This is a genomic window from Micromonospora sp. NPDC049679 (assembly GCF_040659735.1).
Taxonomy (GTDB): Bacteria; Actinomycetota; Actinomycetes; order Mycobacteriales; family Micromonosporaceae; genus Micromonospora_I.
On sequence record NZ_JBFANZ010000039.1, the window covers coordinates 24,425 to 42,947 of the forward strand.

Annotated in this window: 18 protein-coding genes; 11 read left to right on the forward strand and 7 right to left on the reverse strand. The window is 72.3% G+C overall.

The genetic code is table 11. From position 1 onward, the window contains the following. The first annotated feature begins 78 nt into the window (after positions 1-78). The 4 genes from AB0J06_RS21700 (at position 79) to AB0J06_RS21715 (ending at position 3,017) form a co-directional block, all read left to right on the forward strand. Entirely contained in the window at positions 79-705 is a 627-nt protein-coding gene (locus AB0J06_RS21700) for a disulfide bond formation protein DsbA (RefSeq protein ID WP_357430766.1), read from the forward strand. Between the two features lie 92 nt (positions 706-797). Further along, complete coding sequence (locus tag AB0J06_RS21705) at positions 798-1,193, forward strand: hypothetical protein (RefSeq protein ID WP_357430767.1); 396 nt, start codon at positions 798-800, stop codon at positions 1,191-1,193. 84 nt (positions 1,194-1,277) lie between these two features. After that, entirely contained in the window at positions 1,278-2,477 is a 1,200-nt protein-coding gene (locus tag AB0J06_RS21710) for a DUF1015 family protein (protein WP_357430768.1), read from the forward strand. 72 nt (positions 2,478-2,549) lie between these two features. Further along, positions 2,550-3,017 (forward strand): ribose-5-phosphate isomerase, encoded by a 468-nt coding sequence (locus AB0J06_RS21715; RefSeq protein ID WP_357430769.1) that lies wholly within the window; start codon positions 2,550-2,552, stop codon positions 3,015-3,017. An 87-nt stretch (positions 3,018-3,104) separates the two neighbouring features. Here the strand turns inward: AB0J06_RS21715 and AB0J06_RS21720 are convergent, their stop codons facing one another. Beyond that, entirely contained in the window at positions 3,105-3,470 is a 366-nt protein-coding gene (locus AB0J06_RS21720; protein ID WP_357430770.1) for a hypothetical protein, read from the reverse strand. Positions 3,471-3,985: 515 nt separating this feature from the next. On the opposite strand from AB0J06_RS21720, the gene AB0J06_RS21725 reads away from it, so the two are divergent. Beyond that, the gene (locus AB0J06_RS21725; protein WP_357430771.1) at positions 3,986-4,513 is read left to right on the forward strand and encodes a hypothetical protein; all 528 of its coding nucleotides are present in this window, start codon (positions 3,986-3,988) and stop codon (positions 4,511-4,513) included. A 156-nt stretch (positions 4,514-4,669) separates the two neighbouring features. After that, entirely contained in the window at positions 4,670-5,551 is an 882-nt protein-coding gene (locus tag AB0J06_RS21730; RefSeq protein WP_357430772.1) for a phosphatase PAP2 family protein, read from the forward strand. Positions 5,552-5,557: 6 nt separating this feature from the next. Here AB0J06_RS21730 and AB0J06_RS21735 read toward each other — a convergent pair whose 3' ends face one another. The 5 genes from AB0J06_RS21735 to AB0J06_RS21755 form a co-directional block, all read right to left on the reverse strand. Next, on the reverse strand, positions 5,558-6,262 hold the full coding sequence (locus AB0J06_RS21735; RefSeq protein ID WP_357430773.1) for a cellulose binding domain-containing protein: 705 nt from the start codon (positions 6,260-6,262) through the stop codon (positions 5,558-5,560). Between the two features lie 35 nt (positions 6,263-6,297). Next, the gene (locus AB0J06_RS21740; RefSeq protein ID WP_357430774.1) at positions 6,298-6,675 is read right to left on the reverse strand and encodes a DUF742 domain-containing protein; all 378 of its coding nucleotides are present in this window, start codon (positions 6,673-6,675) and stop codon (positions 6,298-6,300) included. A 6-nt stretch (positions 6,676-6,681) separates the two neighbouring features. Beyond that, the gene (locus AB0J06_RS21745) at positions 6,682-7,104 is read right to left on the reverse strand and encodes a roadblock/LC7 domain-containing protein (protein WP_357430775.1); all 423 of its coding nucleotides are present in this window, start codon (positions 7,102-7,104) and stop codon (positions 6,682-6,684) included. A 75-nt stretch (positions 7,105-7,179) separates the two neighbouring features. After that, positions 7,180-9,780 (reverse strand): helix-turn-helix transcriptional regulator, encoded by a 2,601-nt coding sequence (locus AB0J06_RS21750; protein WP_357430776.1) that lies wholly within the window; start codon positions 9,778-9,780, stop codon positions 7,180-7,182. Positions 9,781-9,797: 17 nt separating this feature from the next. Continuing rightward, on the reverse strand, positions 9,798-10,946 hold the full coding sequence (locus tag AB0J06_RS21755; protein WP_357430777.1) for an Hsp70 family protein: 1,149 nt from the start codon (positions 10,944-10,946) through the stop codon (positions 9,798-9,800). Between the two features lie 504 nt (positions 10,947-11,450). Here AB0J06_RS21755 and AB0J06_RS21760 point away from each other — a divergent pair. From AB0J06_RS21760 to AB0J06_RS21780, 5 genes are all read left to right on the forward strand, one after another. Further along, positions 11,451-12,380, forward strand: coding sequence for an IniB N-terminal domain-containing protein (locus AB0J06_RS21760; protein ID WP_357430778.1), 930 nt, complete (start codon positions 11,451-11,453; stop codon positions 12,378-12,380). A gap of 81 nt (positions 12,381-12,461) precedes the next feature. Beyond that, a complete protein-coding gene (locus AB0J06_RS21765; protein WP_357430779.1) occupies positions 12,462-14,342 on the forward strand; it encodes a dynamin family protein in 1,881 nt (626 codons plus the stop codon). Beyond that, positions 14,339-15,811: a GTP-binding protein gene (locus tag AB0J06_RS21770; protein ID WP_357430780.1), complete on the forward strand. Its 1,473-nt coding sequence runs from the start codon at positions 14,339-14,341 to the stop codon at positions 15,809-15,811. The genes AB0J06_RS21765 and AB0J06_RS21770 overlap by 4 nt, the downstream gene beginning before the upstream one ends. A gap of 91 nt (positions 15,812-15,902) precedes the next feature. Continuing rightward, complete coding sequence (locus AB0J06_RS21775; protein ID WP_357430781.1) at positions 15,903-16,730, forward strand: hypothetical protein; 828 nt, start codon at positions 15,903-15,905, stop codon at positions 16,728-16,730. A gap of 40 nt (positions 16,731-16,770) precedes the next feature. After that, positions 16,771-17,151: a hypothetical protein gene (locus tag AB0J06_RS21780; RefSeq protein WP_357430782.1), complete on the forward strand. Its 381-nt coding sequence runs from the start codon at positions 16,771-16,773 to the stop codon at positions 17,149-17,151. Positions 17,152-17,214: 63 nt separating this feature from the next. Here AB0J06_RS21780 and AB0J06_RS21785 read toward each other — a convergent pair whose 3' ends face one another. Continuing rightward, positions 17,215-18,072, reverse strand: coding sequence for a protein phosphatase 2C domain-containing protein (locus AB0J06_RS21785; protein WP_357430783.1), 858 nt, complete (start codon positions 18,070-18,072; stop codon positions 17,215-17,217). Between the last annotated feature and the right edge of the window lie 451 nt (positions 18,073-18,523).

An 18,523-nucleotide genomic window follows, 5' to 3' on the forward strand; every position in this document is an offset into this window, starting at 1 on the left:
CCCGTGCCGCGCGGTGGGTCAGGAGGGTTCGGGGGTATAACTCAGGTTCACGTCCAGAACTGTTGAAAGGACCCGACGGTGGCCGAACGCGAAACCGTGGATATGTGGTTCGACCCGATCTGCCCGTGGGCCTGGCTCACGTCGCGCTGGCTTCTCGAGGTGGAGCAGGTGCGGCCCCTGGACATCCGGTTCCATGTGATGAGCCTGTCGGTGCTCAACGAGGGGCGGGAGCTGCCGGAGCAGTACGTCCAGTTGATGCAGGCGGGCTGGGGCCCGGTGCGGATCTGCATCGCGGCCGAGCAGAAGTACGGCAACCAGGTGCTCCGTGACCTCTACACGGCGCTCGGCACCCGAATCCACCTCGGCAAGCAGGAGCTGGGTTCGGAGCTCTACGCGGCCGCCCTCACCGACGCCGGGCTGGACCCGGCGTTGGCCGCCGCGGCCGACTCGCAGGAGTACGACGCGCCGCTGCGGGTCAGCCACAACGCGGGCATGAAGCCGGTCGGCACCGATGTGGGCACGCCGGTGATCCACGCGCCCGGTCCGGTTCCCGGCGAGCCGATCGCGTTCTTCGGCCCGGTGGTCACGCCCGCCCCGAAGGGCGAGGCGGCGGGTCGGCTCTGGGACGGGGTGGTGCTGGTGGCGGGCACTCCGGGCTTCTACGAGCTCAAGCGTTCGCGCGAGCAGGACCCCAGCTTCGACTGAGCCGCGGGAGGGCTGACCCGGCGGAGCGCAGGTGCGGCGGCGGGTGCGCGTACGTCGCACTACGGGTACGTGACCGGTGCCGGGGACATTCGTTGCGCAGGATGTCCGCCGGCGACCGGAGCGTCGCCACCCGCCGCACCGGAGGGATCACCATGGCCGAACACGACTCCATGTCCCGCGACGACCTGCCCGTGCTCCGTGACGCGATCGCCGCGAGCCTCGGCGGGGCGTACTGGACGGTGGATGGCGGGGGCTGGTCCGACCCGCGACCGTCGTTCAGCGAGGGCATCGCCGACCTGCTGGCGCCGTCGGTCGTGGTCGGCGCGGCGCCGCTCGGTCCCGACGTCGATCTGCCGGAGATGCTCTCCGCCCCGGCGGTCGGCAGCGCCGAGCCGGTGGACCTGATGGTCGCCGAGGCGTCGGCGCCGCTGGGGAGCGCGGCGTCGCCCGGCCCCGGCCGGCACCGCCGGATGGCCCGGGTCGGCTGACCCGTCGCGTCGGTTCGTCCACCCGGTGGACATCGGCCGGGGTATCGGCGATCACACCGGGGCGCGACGGTAGCGTCACCGACCATGACGGTCGTCCACCCGATCACCCGAGCCTGGATCACCACCGGCGAGACGGGCGCGCAGAACTACGACGAGTTCGCCAACGACGCGGAGATCACCGCGATCATCGAGGCGAACCCGCGCAGCGCGCTCGCCATCGAGATGCCGCACCGGGCGCCCGACAGCGTCGGTCGGTCCTTCCTGCACTCCCTGTCCGACGCCGCCACCCGGCTCGCCGAGGCGAAGGCCGACGGCAGCTACACCCCCGCCGAGCAGGTGGTGGTCCTCTACCGGATCACGGAGCCGGCCAGCGAGGCGGCGGCGTACGGCATGTTCGCGCTGGTCGACACCGATCAGATCTCGACCAGCGCCGACGAGCCCGGCCTGGTGATCCGCAACGAGGACGTCTTCATCGAGAAGGTCCGGGAGCGGGTCGCGTTGGCGGAGGCGGTGGGGCATCTGCTCTCGCCGGTACTCCTGCTGCAGACCGCCCACGGCGATGCCCTGCACGCGGCGCTCGCCGCGGCGTGCGACGACGCCGGCGTGCCGGCCGCGACCGACACGGACCAGGCCGGGCGCACGCATGCCATCTGGCTGCTGGGCCCGGGCGCGCGGCAGGACGAGCTGCGGGCACTGGCCGGCGGCGGCGAGCTGGTGGTCGCGGACGGCAACCACCGCAGCCTCGCTGCCCAGACCGGCGGGCTGCCGCGTTTCCTCGCCGTGATCACCACCCCGGCGTCGGTGGCCATCCAGCCCTACAACCGGCTGGTCAGCGAGTTGACCGCCACGCCGGCCGAGCTGATTGCCCGGTTGGAGGCGGCCGGCGCGCTGGTCGAGCCGGTCGCCGACGCCCCGGCCGTGCCCGTGACCGGCGGCAGCGTCCAGCTGTACGCGGCGGGCCAGACCTATGCGGTCACGCTGCCGACCGGCGGGGGGGGCGGGGTGGAGAACCTCGACCACGCGGTCGTCGAGCGGGTGCTGTTGCGTGACGCCCTGGGGCTCGACCCCGGCGACAAGCGGATCACGTACGTCGGTGGGGACTACCCGGCGTCGTGGTTGGCCGGCGAGGTCGACGCGGGCCGGGCGGAGCTGGCGATCCTGATCGCGCCGGTGACCGTCGACGACTTCGTCGCGGTCAACCTCGCCCGGCAGAAGATGCCGCGCAAGAGCACGTGGTTCACCCCCAAGGCGCGGGGCGGTCTGGTCCTCGCCCAGCTCTCCTGATCGCGTGTGACGTGATCCGGTGCGGCGCGTCCCCCCGGCGCCGCCCCACCGTGAGCTGAAAGACTGCGCGGTATGCGCGTCTACCTGGGAGCCGACCACGCCGGCTACGAGCTGAAGGTGCACCTCGTCAACCACCTGGCCAAGCAGGGGTACGAGGTGATCGACGTCGGGCCGCACGTCTTCGACCCCGACGACGACTACCCGGTCTTCTGCCTCCACACGGGGAGCCGGGTGGTGGCCGATGCGGGCAGCCTCGGTGTGGTGATCGGCGGTTCGGGCAACGGTGAGCAGATCGCGGCGAACAAGGTCGCCGGGGTGCGCGCGGCGCTGGCCTGGAGCGTGGAGACGGCGCAGTTGGCCCGCGAGCACAACGACGCGAACGTGGTCGGTGTCGGGGCCCGGCAGCACACGCTCGACGAGGCGACCGCGATCGTCGAGGCGTTCCTGACCGCCCCGTTCTCCGCCGGCGAGCGGCACGCCCGGCGGATCTCCCAGCTGACCGCGTACGAGCAGTCCGGGGATCTTCCGCCGCTTCCGTGACGGCCCGCGAGATCCGCGTGATCAGGGGAGCGGCTCGCCGGCAGGCGCTAGTTGTTCCCCTGATCACGCGGATCTTGCCAGATGGGGTCAGCGACCGCTGCGGGGAACGTCCTCGCGCGGCACCCAGTTCCGGCGGACGATCACCAGTCGTTCCTCCGCCGCGGCCAGGTCGTCGTCGCTGGGCCGGGTGGCGTCGCGGGCCCGGAGCGCGGCCGTGACGCTCACCTGGGATGCCCCGGAGCCGACCAGGCCGCGCAGGCCGCGCTCGGTTTCCCGGTCCTCCGCGGAGCCACCCGTCCCGCCGCCCCGCCGCGACGCAGGGGCCACCGGCTCGGGATCCTGCACCTCGCCGGTCACCGCCGAGCGGCCGTTGGCGGAGTCGTCCGCACCCCTCGGCGCGCCGGCCGGGGGAGAGTGCCGCAGCCGGCGCCGCCGCCGTTCGGGATCCGCCATGTGCCGACCGTACCGCTCCGGCCACCCGACCCTCCCGATACACCGCGTGCCGGCGGGTATCGATCCGGGTTTGACACGCTTCGCGGTATTCTCGGCCGGTACAAAGGTTGCGGCGTGCTCCGTCTCGGCCGCACGAGGCTCGTGAAGTCCGTGTACGACGCGGGCTGGGCCGGTTTCACCGCGATGTTGGAGTACAAGTCGCCCGGTATGGGCGCACCTTCGCCTGCATCGACCGGTTCGCGCCCACGTCGCAGACGTGCTCGGCGTGCGGCCGACTCAACGCGGCACACAACATGCTCGCCCAGGGGCGCTGGGTGAGCCTGAACGCCTGTGGAGCGCAGGTAAGACCGGCATCCGTGCCGGCGCAGCCCCGGAAGCAGGAATCCGCGTGGACGCTGTGCGCCGTTCCACGCGCAGCGTGGAGAAACCTCCGTCGTTTAGGGCGGAGAGAACGTCAATGTCAGAATGGAGCGGTTGAATGGCGCGGGTTCACGCCGCTGCCGCGGGGAGGGAACATGGCAGACCAGACGCAGTCCTGGGCCGAGCGGACCGTGGAGACGCCGCCGCAGCACGGCGGCTTCCATCGCGGTGTCGCGCAGGTCGGCCAACGGGGCGAACCGCCCACCGCGGCTTTCGACGCCCCCCACGAGACGACCGGCACGGGCTGGCCGGACGCGATGGAGTCGCAGCCGCGACTGCCGGTGGGCCACCACCTGGCGCAGTTGCGCCGCGGTGGCGAGTGGAGCGGCGCCGGTGGGCTCTTCGCCTTTGTCTGCTGGGGCATCTGGGCCATCTCCGCGCGCGGTAATCTCACCAGCCCCGTCCTCGCCTTCCTGCTCAGTCTCTTCGTCGCCGTCGGCCTGTTCGCGCTCTGCCGCATGGTCGGGCGGGTGGTGCTCGAGCGGCAGCTGCACCGGGTGCGGCGCACCGCCCGTGGGTCACACCTCGTCACCGGGGCGTTCCTGGTCGCGGTCGGCGTGGCCTACCTGCAGCAGACCGAGTGGGTGGTGAGCGCGTGGAACTGGGCTTCCGGTCTGTGGTGACGATCACGTCGCGTTCGATCGCGTCAACCCGGTAGCCACCTCACCTCGTCCGGAAGGGGTCCACCGCGGCACGCGATGGGCCCCTTCCGGACGTCGGCGCGGACCCGGTCAAACCCCCGTGGTTCCGCACGAGGGCGGAGGGGTACGTTGCCGCGCATGCGAGGTAGGACAACCGGATACGTAGCGGCGTTTCTGCTCTTCCTGACTGCCGTGCAGGTAGCGGCATTCATTCAGGTATGGCGTTTTTTTGTGCACACCAGCCATGGACAGCTCATCGATACGGTCGGCCTGGAGGGCAACAGCATCGGTCGCGACCGCGTCGACGGGGTGACGGACACGGTGCTCAACGCCATGTCGGTCGCGTCGCTGGCGATCGCCACCGCGGTCATCGTCTTCATCGCGCTGATCCGCCGCCGGATCATGCTGGCGATGATGGCGGCCACGCTCATCATCGGCGCCAATCTGACCACGCAGCTCGTCAAATACGCCACCACCCGGCCGGACCTCGGGGTCGACCCGGAACGCGCCGCTGCCGGCAACAGCCTCCCCAGTGGACACACCACGATCGCCGCGGCGGTCGCGGTGGCGCTGGTCCTGGTGGTCCCCGCGCGGTTCCGGGGAGTGGCCGCGATCATCGGCGCCGCCTACGCCGCGCTCGCCGGCGTCGCCACCCTCTCGGCCGGGTGGCACCGGCCCAGCGACGCGGTCGCGTCAACGCTCATCGTCGGGGCGTGGGCGGCGATCGCCGGGTTCATCCTCGTGCTGACCCGGCGTCGCGACACCGACATGGAGCCGGGGCCCGCGCACCGCTTCGCGATGACCGCGCTCGCGATCACCGGGGTCGTGTTGCTGGCGGTGGCCGCGGTCGCCCTCGCCATGACCGACCAGGTGCTGTCGACGCCCCCGGACGAACTCGGCCGGCAGAAGCTCCTCGTCGCGTACGTGGGCGGCGCCGCATGGATCACCGGCGCGGCCGGCCTGATGATGGCGCTCGTGTTGAGCACGGTCCACCGGGTCGTGCTGCGGCGGCCCGCCTGACGGCCGTCAGCGCGGTGTGACCGCGCAGGGCCGGCCGTCGAGCGCGCATCCCGTCGGCGCCGCACTGAGCAGGGAGCCGTTGACGCGGAACCGCACCTCGACCGCTCCGCCGGCCGCCACCTGCCGGGTTTCCGGCTCCGGGATGAAGGTCCAGACCGCGTCGGACTGGCTCGCCCGCGCCCCGGAGACCTCGCTGACGGTGAGCGTCCGCCCCGGCAGGGTGACCACCAGCGTCCAACCGGAGACCGGTACGGGACCAGGGTTGGTGATGATGACCGACGCCCCGTAGCTGAGCAGCGCGGTGTCCACTGTGGCGTACTGGGCCGCGAGCGGCAGCGGCGTCGGCGCCGGCCGCACTACCGGCCGGGTCGGCGTCCCGCTCGAGGGACCCGGGCCGGGCGCGGCCAGCGATACGGGCGAGGCCGCGCCGGCGTCGATGCCCGGGCTGCCCGGATGGGGAGTCGCCTCCCGTGCCGCTTCCGGCGCTCCCTGCCGGGCCGAAGGCGTGTTCGCTGGCGGCCCGGGCAGCAGCACCACCGCGAGCGTCGCCGCTCCGACCAGCACCGCGAGCGTCGCCGCGACGACGGCGCCGAGCGTGCGGCGCGGCAGAGGCCAGCGCACGGCGGCGCGGAGCGCGGTCAGCGAACGGGTGGTTAGGTCGAGGAGAACCACCGCCGTGGTCCGCCGGGGGCGCTGCCGGAACCGGGTCACGAAGGGTCCTTTCGCGGGCTTGCCAGGGAAGGTCATCACAGTGCGCGCAGTCCGACGAGCACCGCCTGGAGAATCGCGCCCGGCGGTGCGTCGGCCACGGCCAGCGGCTGGTGAGTGTCGATGAGTTCCGCCTCGAGCAGATCACCGAGGAGGACCCGCACGGTGCCCAGCGGTAGATCCAGCTGAGCGGCGATCTCCGCGACCGATAGCGGCTCTTCGCAGCAGGCCACGATCTCGACCTGCTCCGGCGAGAGCGTCGCCGGGCGCCCGGTCTGCGTCGCGGGCCGGGCCATCACCAAGGTGATCAGATCGAACTCGCCCCGCGCCGGTTCCGTCCGCCCGCGGGTCATCAGGTACGGCCGCACGATCGGCCCGGTCTCGCCGTACCGACCACCCTCCTCCGACGGCGCCACCACCCATCACCCGGCCGTGACCGCAGCGGGCGCGGGATCGGGGAACGGGGGGAGATGGAGGTCGAGGCGTCCGGCGAAGAGCGCGACCTCGTACGCGATGGCGGCGACCTCCGAGTCCCCGGCGAAGAGCACGGCGAGGATGGCGCCGCCCCGCGTCGCCGCGATGAACAGGAACGCGCTGCCCATCTCGACGATGATCTGGCGTACCGCGCCGCTGCCGGAATGCTCGCCGGCCGCCACGGCCAGCGCCCGGAGCCCGGCCGCGACGGTGGAGAGCTGCTCCGCTATCTCCTCGTCGACTCCGCTCGTCGCCGCGAGCAGCAGCCCGTCGGGGGAGAGCGCCACCGCGTGCTCGGCCTCTCTCACCCGCGCGACCAGCTCTTCGAGTAACTGTGCGAGGTTGTCGGTCGTGACCGTCGGAAGCGGCACCTGTCGTCCTCTTTCTGCCGTCGTCGCGGGGCGGGGCGTTGCGGTGCGGTGCGGTATGTGCGCGTGGTGCGGGGGTCACTCCGTGGGACGTCGGGGCCAGGGCGGGCGGAGCGGGTCGTCGCCGGCGCGGTCGGCAGCCATGGCCCGGAGTCGGGCGAGCAGTTCGCTCCGGCTGCCACAGCCCAGCCGCTGCCGCATCCGGGCCACATGGTGCTCCACCGTCTTGGCGGAGATGAAGAGCCGGTCACCGATCTGTTTGTACGTCAGTCCGGCAAGGACGAGGTCCGCCACCTCCTGCTCGCGGTCGCTCAGCCGTCCCTCGTTCGCTGCGGGCGAGGCCTCGGCCACCTCCTCGACGAGCGCGTCCGGCTGGGCCGCCCCGCCCTTGTGGCTCGCGGGTCTGCCCTGGAGCAGCCGTGCGCAGTCCAGCAGCGTGGTCATGGCGCGCCGGTCGGAGGTGCGGATCGCCGCCTGTCCCGCGAGGCGGGCGCCGTCCCACCACAGCCCGGCGTCGTGCAGCCCGCGCGCGGCGGCCTCGACCCGCGCCGGATCCACGACCCCGCGCAGCACCTCCACCCAGCTCTCGGCGGCGGCGGCCATCACGGAGCCGTACCGGGTATGGCCGGCGGTGGCGACCAGGGCCGCGACGTGTTCGTCCGCGACGTCCGGTTCCTCGGCGAGGATCGCCGCGTGCAGGCCACTCCAGTGCAGGGGGGTGGCCCACAGCGCGGGATTGCCCAGCCGGTCGAGGAGGAGGCGCGCCTCCTGCACGTGGATGCCGAGCCGGGCCTGTTCGCCGAGGCGCGCGGCCGCGATGGCGAACTCACCCAGCGGCAGCAACGTGAACAGGTCGACAGGATGCCGGACGAGTGCCTCGCGGGCATGCGCCCAACTGCGGTGCAACGCGGCCAGGTCGCTGTTGCGCCGGGCGATGCCGACCTCCAGGGCGGTGGCGAAGAGGAGGTCGCGGGGTTCGAGCGGGCCGCCGCCGGCGGCGGCCCGGGCCAGCGACTGCGTCGCCGCGGCGGTCCGGCCCCGCACCATGAGGGTCCAGGCGTGGAGGAGACGGTGCCGACGCGACATCAGCGGCCCCCCCGTCCGGGCCGACACCGCCCGGTCGAGCACCGACTCGCCGATCTCCAACTCGCCGGAGTGGACGGCCACGAGCGCGGCGAGCGCCGCCGGGCTGTCCGGTAGGAGCACCGCCTGCGCGGCCGGCTCCAGCAGCGCCGCCGCCTGCACCAGGGTGGAGAGCGCCGCCGTCGCCGAGCCGGAGAGGCTCTCCCGTACGCCGCGCCCCATCAACAGCGCCGCGCTGGCGAGCAGGGTGGGCGGTCCATCGGCCGGCGGATTCCGCAGAAGCTGCGTGAGCTCCTCGGAGTGCCCCGTCCCCAGCGATCCGATCGCCCCGAAGACGAGGGAAGAAGCGCTGCCCGACCAGCGGTAGAGCTCGGCGCTGCGCGCGAGGTGGCCGCGGTGGGCGAGAGCGGTCGCGGCGACGGCCGCTCCCTCCGCCCGGTCCGGTGAGCCCTCCGTGGCGACCACGCGGTCCGCCAGCCGCAGCGCGGCATCGAGATCGCCGGCGAGGGCGGTTGCCCGGGCCTGGCGGGCGATGGTCGGTCGGCCGGCGGCGGCCGCGGCCGCGAAGAGCTCGGCCGCGAGGGCGGGCTCGCCGGCCAGCGCCTCGTCGGCGGCGGCCTCGAAGACCGCGGCCAGCGAGTCGCCCGCGATCCCGAAACCGAGAAGCGGACGCACCAGCGGGAGCACGGCGGCGCCGCGCTGGAGTTGGAACTGCGCCAACTGTTGCCACACCGCGACGCGCTGGGTGGCGGGACTGAGCGTGGCGACCGCCCGCTTGGCGATCGGGGGGAGCCGGTCGTCCGGCCCGAGCAGACCGGTGGCCCGTGCCGCGGTCAGCAGAGCGTCCACCGCGTGCGGGTCGGGCGACAGCAGCGAACCGAGCAGGTCGAGGGGGAGGTCCACGTCGGCGGCGGCGGCCAGCAGCAGCCGTCGGAGTTCGAGATCGAGGGCGTCCAGGTCGGACGCGAACGGCAGGACGGCGGACTGGGGTAGCTGACCGGGGTTCACCTGGCCGGGCGGGGCGCCATCCGGCACCGCGCCCTCCGGCGCGAGCAGCGCCCTCGCCAACCGGTCGACGAACCGGGGGATGCCTCCGGTCTGCGCGTGGACCATCTCGACGGTGCCCGGTCGCACCTCGGCGCCGGCGAGCAGCCTGAGGTGGGCGGCGGTCCGCTGCTGGTTGAACGGGTGGAGCAGCAGCGGCGGCCCGTCGCGCTTCAGCAGGGCGGTCAGCTCCGCCATCGCCGGGGGTCGGGGCCATGGGCGGTAGGCGACCGCGAGCCGTGGCCGTCCCGACCCGGCCAGCCGCAGCAGTTCGCGCAGGCGGACCTCGTCGAGCAGGTGCGCGTCATCGATGAGCAGCACGCAGTCGTCGCCGACGCTCCCGGTCATGTCCTGCCACCCGTCGATGACCGTGACGCCCGCCTGCCGGTAGATCCGGTGCAGCGCGCGCAGCAGGACGGTCTTGCCGTGGCCGCCGGGGGCCTGAATTCCCACGCTCATCGGCGCGTGTGGGTCGGCCTCGACCGCAGCGAGCAGCGCCCCGGTCTGTGTGTCCAGGACGAGCGGGGGTTGCGTGGCTGTTCGGAGACTCAACAGGGTCCTCACCGGTGTCATGTGAGCCGGAGCGAGCGGTCGGGGTTGCCGGGGATCGCCCGCGTGACGCGACCGGGGATGAGTCGTGACGCGGAGCGCATCCGCGGAAGCTTGAGCGGGGTGATGTTGACCGGTGGCCGTGGCGGCGGCTCGACGCGCGGCCCGCCGTTCCGGTCGTCGTGCGGCCTCGGCGGCTGCACGGCCGGATGCGCGAGCGCCGCCGCCTGCGACGCCCGCTCCGGGTCCGGCCGCGGCTGCGTCGGCCCCGACAGGATCTGGCATGCGGCGAGCGCGGCTCCGGCGGCCGCGGTGGTCTGCGGGTCCGGCTCGACGGCCACGGGGCCGGCGAACCGCGCCGCGAGCAGCTCGGCCACCAGCGGGATCCGGGTCGCGCCGCCGAGCAGCAGTACACCGTCGAGCTCCTCCGGCTGAAGGCCGCAGGAGCCGACCACCCGGGTCAGCGTCTCCACTGTGGCCTGTAGCGCCGGCCGGATCAGCTCCTCGAACTCGGCGCGTGCGACGGAGACCTGTGCCACCCGGTGCGGGAGCTGCACGAGCACGTCGGCTTCGGCCGCCACCGACAGTTTCTCCTTGGCCCGCGCGCACTCGTCGCGCAGTTCGGTCAGGACCATCCGGGTCCGGGGGTCGGCGGGGGAGAGCTGGTCGAGCTCGCGGCCGAGCCGCGCACGTACGCGTGCGACGAGCGCCTCGTCGAAGTCCGCGCCACCGAGCGGTTCGCTGGCCTCGCGCGAGCCGACCAGCTCGAAGCCGGCGTGGTGGGTGGCCCGACGGACCACGGACGCTTCGAAACCGTTGCCGCCGAGCGCGTAGACGCCCAGGGGCCCGGTCGAGCCGGCGGCGAAGCCGCGGGCCGCGTGGCTCTCGGCGGCGGTCACCGGCTCCGGTAGCAGCGTGACGTTGGTCAGCCCGATCCCCCAGAGCGCCTCGCGCAGCAGGTCCTTGCGGTAGGTGCCCCAGGACGCCGGATGGCTGAGCACGATCTGCTCGGGGTGGGCGGCCTCCTGGGCCAGTGCGCGTTCGACGACCCACATCGCCAGCACCGCGGTGAGCGTCTGGGCGGTGCACGGCTCACCGCCGATGACGAAGGGGACATGGTCGCCGACGCGCCGGCTGAAGCCGCGGGCGATGCGGGTCGGATCCATCATCGCTACGTGTTGACGGGGGTCACCCACAGTGAGGGATCCGTTGGGTAGCATCTGGATGACCGACGGTACTAAATAGGACTGCGCGTCGAGCCAGACGGGCTCCGGCCGGCTCCAGCTCCCGCCCTGAAACCGGGAGACCGCAGCACTCGTGCAGGTGCTGCCGATATCTATCCCGAGGACGTAGGGCATCCGACCAATCCTTTGCCACCAGAAGGCGCTGTCCGGGACGGAACCCGGGCGCACGCCGCACCTTACGGTGAGTTCCGTTCAGGTTCCCCTGTTCGTACCAGAGATCGCTCCACCACTGGGACCCTAAATCTCCGCACATCGGATCCCCTAAGCCCCTAACGCCCCGGGTGATCCATGCCCTAGTCCCGGCCGCCGGAGAACCCGGACCCGTCCCCGATGTCCGGGGGGACCCCCCACCCATAGGTTCATCCCGGCACCGCGAAACAGCACGGTCAGCTTCCCCCCTGTCACGTTGTTCCAAGGAGACCCGGGAAAATGGACACCACCCAGACCCTGCACGACTTCGTTCTCAACCTGCTCACCGACGCCGACGCCCGCTCCGCGTTCGACCTCGACCCCGAGGGCGCGTTGAACGCCGCCGGCCTGAGCGACGTCACCGCGCTCGACGTCCAGGACGTGGTCCCGCTCGTCATGGACTACGCGCCGGTGCAGGGCATCACCTCGCTGGACGTGCTCGGCGACAACGGGCTCGGGCTCGGCGCCGTCAACGCCGACCCGCTGGGCGTGATCGGTCAGCTGACCAGCGTCACCCAGGGCCTCAACCTCGGCACGCAGCAGTCGGGCATCGCGGATGTCAACGTGACCGCCCTGGGCGTCGTCGGCCTCGACACGACCGGCGGCATCGCCGCGTCCGTCCTGCCGGGCATCGGCGTGGGCGTCGGCGCCAACGGCGTGACCGCTGAGCTCTCCGGCGTCAACGACGTGGCGCACACCCTGGACGCCGGCGTGCTCAACCCGGTCACCCTGGACGTGGTCGGCGCGGTCGGCACGGTTGACGGCGTTGTCGCCGGCGCCAGCGGCACGGTTGACGGCGTGGTCGGTGGCCAGGTCGGCGGCACGCTCGACGGCCTGCTCGGCGATGGGCTCACCGGCGTTGCCGGCGGCGCGCTCGGCACCGTCGGCCACACGGTCGACGGGCTCGGTGTCGGCGGCCTCCTCGGTGGCGTCACGGGCACCGTCGGCGGCACCGTCGACGGGCTGGGCGTGGACGGCGTGGTCGGTGGCGTCACGGGCACCGTCGGCGGCACCGTCGACGGGCTGGGCGTGGACGGCGTGGTCGGTGGCGTCACCGGCACCGTCGGCGGCACGCTGGACAGCGTGGGCATCGGCGGCGTGACCGGCGGCCTCGGCCTGCACGGTGACGCCGACGCCTCGGGCCACGGCCTGCTCGGTGGCCTGCTCTGAGTCTGACGACTCCGCATCGGATCGGGGGTCGGACCGTCCTTGGGCGGGCCGGCCCCCGTCCCGCTTGATTACCGCGCCGAAATGAGCACACTTGGTGCCGTGATGGCGCCGATCTGGCTCGACGTACTCGACGAAACCGCGCAGCTCTGCGTGGCCCACGGCCGCACCGATCTACTGGAGCGGTTGCGGCAGAAGCGCGCGCAGTTGCTGGATCCGAGGCTGCGGGTCCTGCTGGTCGGTGAACCCAAACAGGGCAAGAGCCAGCTGGTCAACGCCCTGATCAACGCGCCCGTGTGTGCGGTCGGCGACGGCCCGGCCGCGGCGTTGCCAACCGTGGTGCAGCACGCCGCCGAGCCCTCCGCCGTGCTGGTCCGCACCCCACATCCGGTCGCGGGCCGGCCGACCACCGGCGTCTCCCAGGTCGAGGACCGCATCCCGGTGACGATGGAGCAGGTGACAACCGGCCTCGGCGCATTGCTGCGGCACCGTCCCGCCGCCGAGTCCGTACACGTGGAGATCGGCGTTCCGCGGGCGTTGCTCGCCTCCGGGCTCGTGCTCATCGACGCTCCCGGCACCGACGGCCAGGACCCGGCGCGCGCCCTCGCCAGCACCGCGGCCTTCGCGCGGGCCGATGTGGTGGTGATGGTGTCGGACGCGACGCGCGAGCTTTCGGTCACCGAACTCAATCTGCTCCTGCACGTAGTGCAGTCGCATCCGCACGTCATCGTGGCGCTGACCAAGATTGACCTTTCGCCGCACTGGCGGGCGGTCGCCGAACGCAACCGGCATCACCTCGCCAACGCCGGCATTCCGGCCGCCCTCATTCCCGTCTCGGCGACCCTGCGTCTGCAGGCCGCGCGCAGCAACGACAGGGCCATCAACGCCGAGTCGGGGTTTCCCGAGCTGATCGCACGCCTGACCCGCAACCTGACCGACAAGTCGGAGGTGCTGGCGGCGGGGAGCGTCGGGCTGACCGCGCGCACCGTCATCGAGCAACTCGCCGCCCCGCTGCGGGCCGAACTCACCACACAGGCCAGTGCGAACGCGTCGGGCCCGATGTCGAAGCTGCACGAGGCGCAGCGGGCGGTCGACGAGCTGCGCCGGTGCTCGGCGCGCTGGCAGAACGCGCTCAACGACGAAATCGGTGACCTCGTCTCAGACATCGAGTACGACCTGCGCGATCGCACGCGACAGATTCTGCGCAAGGTCGACGAGGCCTTCGACACGGCGGACCCCCTGCCGGGCTGGGAGACCTTCCAGGACTGGTTGGAGAGCAATCTCATCGAGGCGGCCGAGGCCAACTACGCGTGGATGGTGCAGCGCTGCGAGTGGATCGCCCAGCGGGTGGCGGACAACTTCCGGGGCTACGGATACGACGCGTTGCCGGACTGGTCGCTCACCACGCCCCGCGATCTCGCCGAGCGCGTCTCCGCCATCGAAAAGCCGGCGATCGACCGGTTCACCCCGACACAGAAGGTCGTCACCGGTCTTCGTGGCTCCTACGGCGGGCTCCTGATGTTCGGTCTCGCGACCAGCCTGGCCGGCATGCCGCTGATCAACCCGATCTCGCTGGGAGCCGGGGCGCTCTTCGGCGGCAAGAGCATTCACGACGAGGGCAGATCCCTACTCAAACGGCGGCAGGCGGCGGCCAAGACCGCGTCGCAGCGCCATGTCGACGACTTCTTCATCAAGCTGAACAAGGACTGCCGGGATACCGCCCGGCAGGTGCAGCGGGTGCTGCGCGACCATTTCACGGCGGTGACGGAGGAGTTGCAGGAGGCGATCGTCCACTCGTTCCGCAACGCGAAGCAGGCGGCGGACGCTGACGCGGCCGAGCGTGACCAGCGGCACCGGCAGATCGAACAGCAGATGAAGCGGCTCGCCGCCCTCTACGAGCAGGCCCAGGAGTTGATGACGGGACGCGTCGGCGCGTCGCGGGTGCGACTGGAACCCCGGGTATGAGCGGTGGGGAGCGCCTCGACGAGTCGGTGTGGACGCTGATGAACGAGGCGCTGCAGGTCTACGGAGACAGCGGGCGCGCGACCCATCACCTCCGCCATCACCTCGCCCGGTTCGAGCAGCCGCTGCGGATCGCGGTCGCCGGTCCCTGGCAGTCGGGAAAGTCCACGCTCATCAACGCGATCCTCGGCGAGGAGGTCGCACCGGTCGAGGTGGGTGACGGCCGGCAGATCTTCACCTGGTACGAGGACGGGGCGGCCCCGCGCGCCACCGCGTACGCCTCCGGCGGTGTCGTGCAGGAGTTGCCGGTCACGCGGTCGACGCGGGGAATGCGGGTCGATCTCGCAGGGCGTCCGCCGGAGTACGTCAACGAGATCGTGGTCAAGTGGCCGAGCCGCACGCTGCGGCACATGACTCTCGTCGACACGCCCGCCGTTCCGCCGGCGGCGGGGGATGACGGCCGCACGACCAGCACCGACAAGATCATCAGCGACGCGGACGCCGTCCTCTATCTGACGCGGGACGGGCGCGCCAGCGATCTGCGGTTCCTGCACTGGGCGCAGGACGGCGTGGTGGCGAGCGCCGCCCCGATCAACGTCATCCTCGTGCTTTCCCGCGCCGACGAGGTCGGCGGCGGCCGGATCGACGCGTTGCTGACCGCCAAGCAACTGGCCCGCCGGCACCGCCGCGACCCGCAGGTCGGTCCCCTCTGCATGGCCGTGGTGGCGCTCGGTGGTCTGGTGGCCCTCGCCGGGCGGGCGCTGACCGAGGCGGATTTCGCGGCGCTCGCCAGCCTCGCCGTCGTGTCGCGCGCCGAACTGGAGCCGTATCTCCTCTCCGCGGACCGTTTCGTCGGCGGCGCGTTCCCCGCGTCGGTCGATGCCGCGGTCCGGCGGGGGCTGCTCGACCGGTTCGGCATCTTCGGGGTACGCATGGCGACGACCCTGATCCGCACCGGCTGTGACAGCCGGGCGAAGATCTCCGCCGAGCTCGTGCGCCGCAGCGGCCTCACCGAGCTGCGGGAAGCCATCGGTCGCTACTTCGTCGACCGTGGGGAGGTGCTCAAGGCGCGCTCCGCGCTGGCCGGGTTGGAAACGGTGCTGCGCGCCGAGCCGCGACGGGGGAGCGCCCAACTCCTCGCACGGGTCGAGCAGATTCTCGCCGGCGCCCACGAGTTTCGCGAGTTGCGCCTCCTCGCCGCCCTGCAGGATGCCCAGGTGAAGCTCGACGCCGAGTTGTCGGTCGAGGCGCAGCGGCTGATCGGCGGGAGTGGCGCGGCCCTCGCCGCCCGGTTGGGGGTCGACTATCAGGCCAGCCCGGACGAGCTCTGGGCACTGGTCGCCGACGCGCTGGGGCGCTGGCAGGACCATTCCGAGGATCCGCTGCTGAGCGTTGACCAGCGCCGCGCCGCACGCGTGATCGTCCGAAGCTGCGAGGGGATGCTGGCCGAACTGGCCGGCGACTACGGGTGAGCGGCCTCACTCGGCCGAGCTGAGTCCGCTCCGCTCCTCATCTTCGGCGCGCGCAGGTCGATCAGAGACCTGTTGAACCCGAGGAGGACAGATGAGCGCACGTCGTCGGCGACGCCTTGCCGTGGTGCTGGTGGGCGCGGCGGTGGCGGTCGCACCGCTGTCTTCGGCGCACGCCGCCGCGAAGGACGATGGAGTTGACCTGGTCGTGCCGGTCCTGGCCGCCATGCTTCCCGGTCAGCAGGGCTGGGTCAGCGCGCTCTGGAGCGCCAACAAGGACATCTGTGACGTGAAGGTCACCGTTTCCGGCCCGGGTCTGACGGTCAGCTATCCGACGAACACCGGCACGTACACCTCCATGTACATCAACTCCGCGCTCGCGACCGGCAACATCGACTACACCGCGTTCAACGTGACGGTGCCGTCCTCGGCGGGGGGCCCGGTGCCGGTGACGCTCGCCGTCTCGTACACGCAACTGCCGCCGGGGCAGATCAAGAAAGACGACGATCTGAAGACGGCGAAGTTCGACTGCAAGGGGCCCAAGGGCGCGCAGACGGTCGAGGCCACGTTGCCCGTCGTGCCGGTCGTCGGTGCCGCGGTGGCGCAGCGGACCACCGCCGTCACCGTCCCGAGGACCAAGCCGACCTGGGTGAACATCAAGTTCCAGGGGCGTAAGCCGGGCCTGGACAACTTCCGGGTCACCCTCTCCCCGCCGGCGGGGCTCACGTTGACCTATCCATCGGACGCGACCTCCGCGGGGCTGCAGAGCCTCGCCGGTCTGCCGGTCGCCCGTGAGGACCACGTCTCCGTCCGGCTCGATGCCGGCGGCCTGGCTCCCGGCGACTACCAGGTTCCGGTGCACGCCACGTACACCGGTGGCAGCTACGACGGGAAACTCACCGTCACGGTCACCGCCAACTGACCCCCCCGCGTCCCGTCCCGAGCCAGCGAAGGATCCTGCCGTGAAGTACCGCGCTCCCGTGCTGGTCGGCGTCGCACTCGCCGCCGTGGCCGCCATCAGTTCCGCGGTGGCGTTGCAGAGCGAGCCGGAGACCGCCGCACGGGTCCCCGTCGCCGCCTCGTCCGCCGCGGCCGCGCCGGAAGGCCCCGACGAGTCGTTCATCGCGGCCACGGCGCAGCATCTGTGCGGCGTGCAGTCGAGGGTCTACGACAACCCGAAGGCACTCGCCGACGACTACCGGGCGACGCCGACGTACGCCGGGTTGACCCCGGCGCAGGTCCGCGCGTTCCAGCAGCGGCTGGCCGTCGACCGTGAGTTCTCCGCCCGCCTGACCGCGAAGCTGCGGGCCGACTGCCGCCCGACCGCGTCGCCGACCCCGTAGCGACGTCGCCGTTTGATGACCGCGTAGCGTCCGGCCTGCCCGAGCAGGCCGGACGCTACGCCATCACGGCGTCCGTGCTGCTGCCCCGCCGCCGACCTGTTCCGCGAGTGCGGTGCAGTAGGCGACGGTGGCGTCGTCGTAGATCTTGGCGCGCGGCCAGAGCCGCCCCTGCCGGTCACTGCGCTCCGCCGCCCGAACCCGGCGGACGACCTCGCCCGGCCCGTCCCCGTCGAGAACAGCGATGAGGTCGGGCCAGTCGGCGAGTCCGAAACGGTCGACGATCCGGCTGGCGCCGTCGCTCAGCAGGGCCACGCCGCGCAGTTCCCGGACGGGCCGGCTTCCGGTGAGCGCCTCCGAGGCGGCCCCGGGATCGGCCGCCGCCACCCAGAATCCGTCCGGCTGGTTGCGATGCGCCCGGACCGCCTCCACACAGTCGAGATGCGCGCCGTCGTGTTCGGGCGTGCCGTGCGCCGCCGCGCGCATCGCGGCGCGGTAGCGGGCGCCGATCTCCCCGGCCCGGTCGTCGCAGATGACGGTCGGGCCGCCGTCCACCTGGTCCAGCACGAGCACGGAGTCCGCCAGGACCAGATAGTCCGCCCGATCGCCATGGCACCTGAACACGATCACCGTCGCGGACGGGCTGTGCGGGCTGTCGACATCGCAGGTGTCGCGGTGTGCGAGGCTCACGTCGCTGATCGACGCGGCGAGGAGCGCGGCGAGACTCCGGCCGTCGTCTCCGGAGAGATGGGTCACGAGAGCACCGCCGAGGCGGCGGGTGTACCAGGCGACGCCGTGAGAGCAGCTGTCGTGTACCGGGATGCCGGCGCCGTCGAGCAGGACGACGGCGTGGGGGAGCGCCGCGGCGAAGTCCTCGTTCGGGCGGTCCGGGTCGGCCGCACTGGTCGCCATGGTGACCCGCATCCGGTCTTCCTCCAGTCGCTCGCGCGCCCGGCTGTTCGAAACTGCCGACCTGATTCTCCACCCGGTGATCGCCGTCGCGCTCCTCGCCGTGAGGACCGATGCACGGCTGTCCGGGCCCCTCGCGTCCTCGCCGCACCTTGATCATCAAGACTGGGCTGCGCAGCCTAGCGACTGATGCGGCAGCGGGCCCGTCACCCTAGCCAGGGGCGACAAAGCCCTCTTCCGTCAGTTGCGGAACACGAAGCGGCGTGATCGGGCGCGGCAAGAAAGTGGCGGCCGGCATAACTAAAAGCCCAGGTCGGGCGGGTTGCCTGACCTGGGCCTTCATACTGGAGCGGGCGACGGGAACCGAACCCGCACCGTCAGTTTGGAATAGCGCGCTCAACCGGTCGTGATGCCCGAAACGCCTGCTCGTGGCTGCCGGCCCGGTCACCTCTCGTGCCCGCCGGTG

What these genes read in the sequence shown, in the direction of transcription:
- AB0J06_RS21770 (WP_357430780.1), top strand. Translation starts at nt 14,339, where the DNA reads ATGAGCGGTGGGGAGCGCCTCGACGAGTCGGTGTGGACGCTGATGAAC.
- AB0J06_RS21775 (WP_357430781.1), top strand. Translation starts at nt 15,903, where the DNA reads ATGAGCGCACGTCGTCGGCGACGCCTTGCCGTGGTGCTGGTGGGCGCG.
- AB0J06_RS21715 (WP_357430769.1), top strand. Translation starts at nt 2,550, where the DNA reads ATGCGCGTCTACCTGGGAGCCGACCACGCCGGCTACGAGCTGAAGGTG.
- AB0J06_RS21710 (WP_357430768.1), top strand. Translation starts at nt 1,278, where the DNA reads ATGACGGTCGTCCACCCGATCACCCGAGCCTGGATCACCACCGGCGAG.
- AB0J06_RS21785 (WP_357430783.1), bottom strand. Translation starts at nt 18,072, where the DNA reads ATGCGGGTCACCATGGCGACCAGTGCGGCCGACCCGGACCGCCCGAAC.
- AB0J06_RS21755 (WP_357430777.1), bottom strand. Translation starts at nt 10,946, where the DNA reads ATGATGGATCCGACCCGCATCGCCCGCGGCTTCAGCCGGCGCGTCGGC.
- AB0J06_RS21760 (WP_357430778.1), top strand. Translation starts at nt 11,451, where the DNA reads ATGGACACCACCCAGACCCTGCACGACTTCGTTCTCAACCTGCTCACC.
- AB0J06_RS21725 (WP_357430771.1), top strand. Translation starts at nt 3,986, where the DNA reads ATGGCAGACCAGACGCAGTCCTGGGCCGAGCGGACCGTGGAGACGCCG.
- AB0J06_RS21720 (WP_357430770.1), bottom strand. Translation starts at nt 3,470, where the DNA reads ATGGCGGATCCCGAACGGCGGCGGCGCCGGCTGCGGCACTCTCCCCCG.
- AB0J06_RS21730 (WP_357430772.1), top strand. Translation starts at nt 4,670, where the DNA reads ATGCGAGGTAGGACAACCGGATACGTAGCGGCGTTTCTGCTCTTCCTG.
- AB0J06_RS21765 (WP_357430779.1), top strand. Translation starts at nt 12,462, where the DNA reads ATGAGCACACTTGGTGCCGTGATGGCGCCGATCTGGCTCGACGTACTC.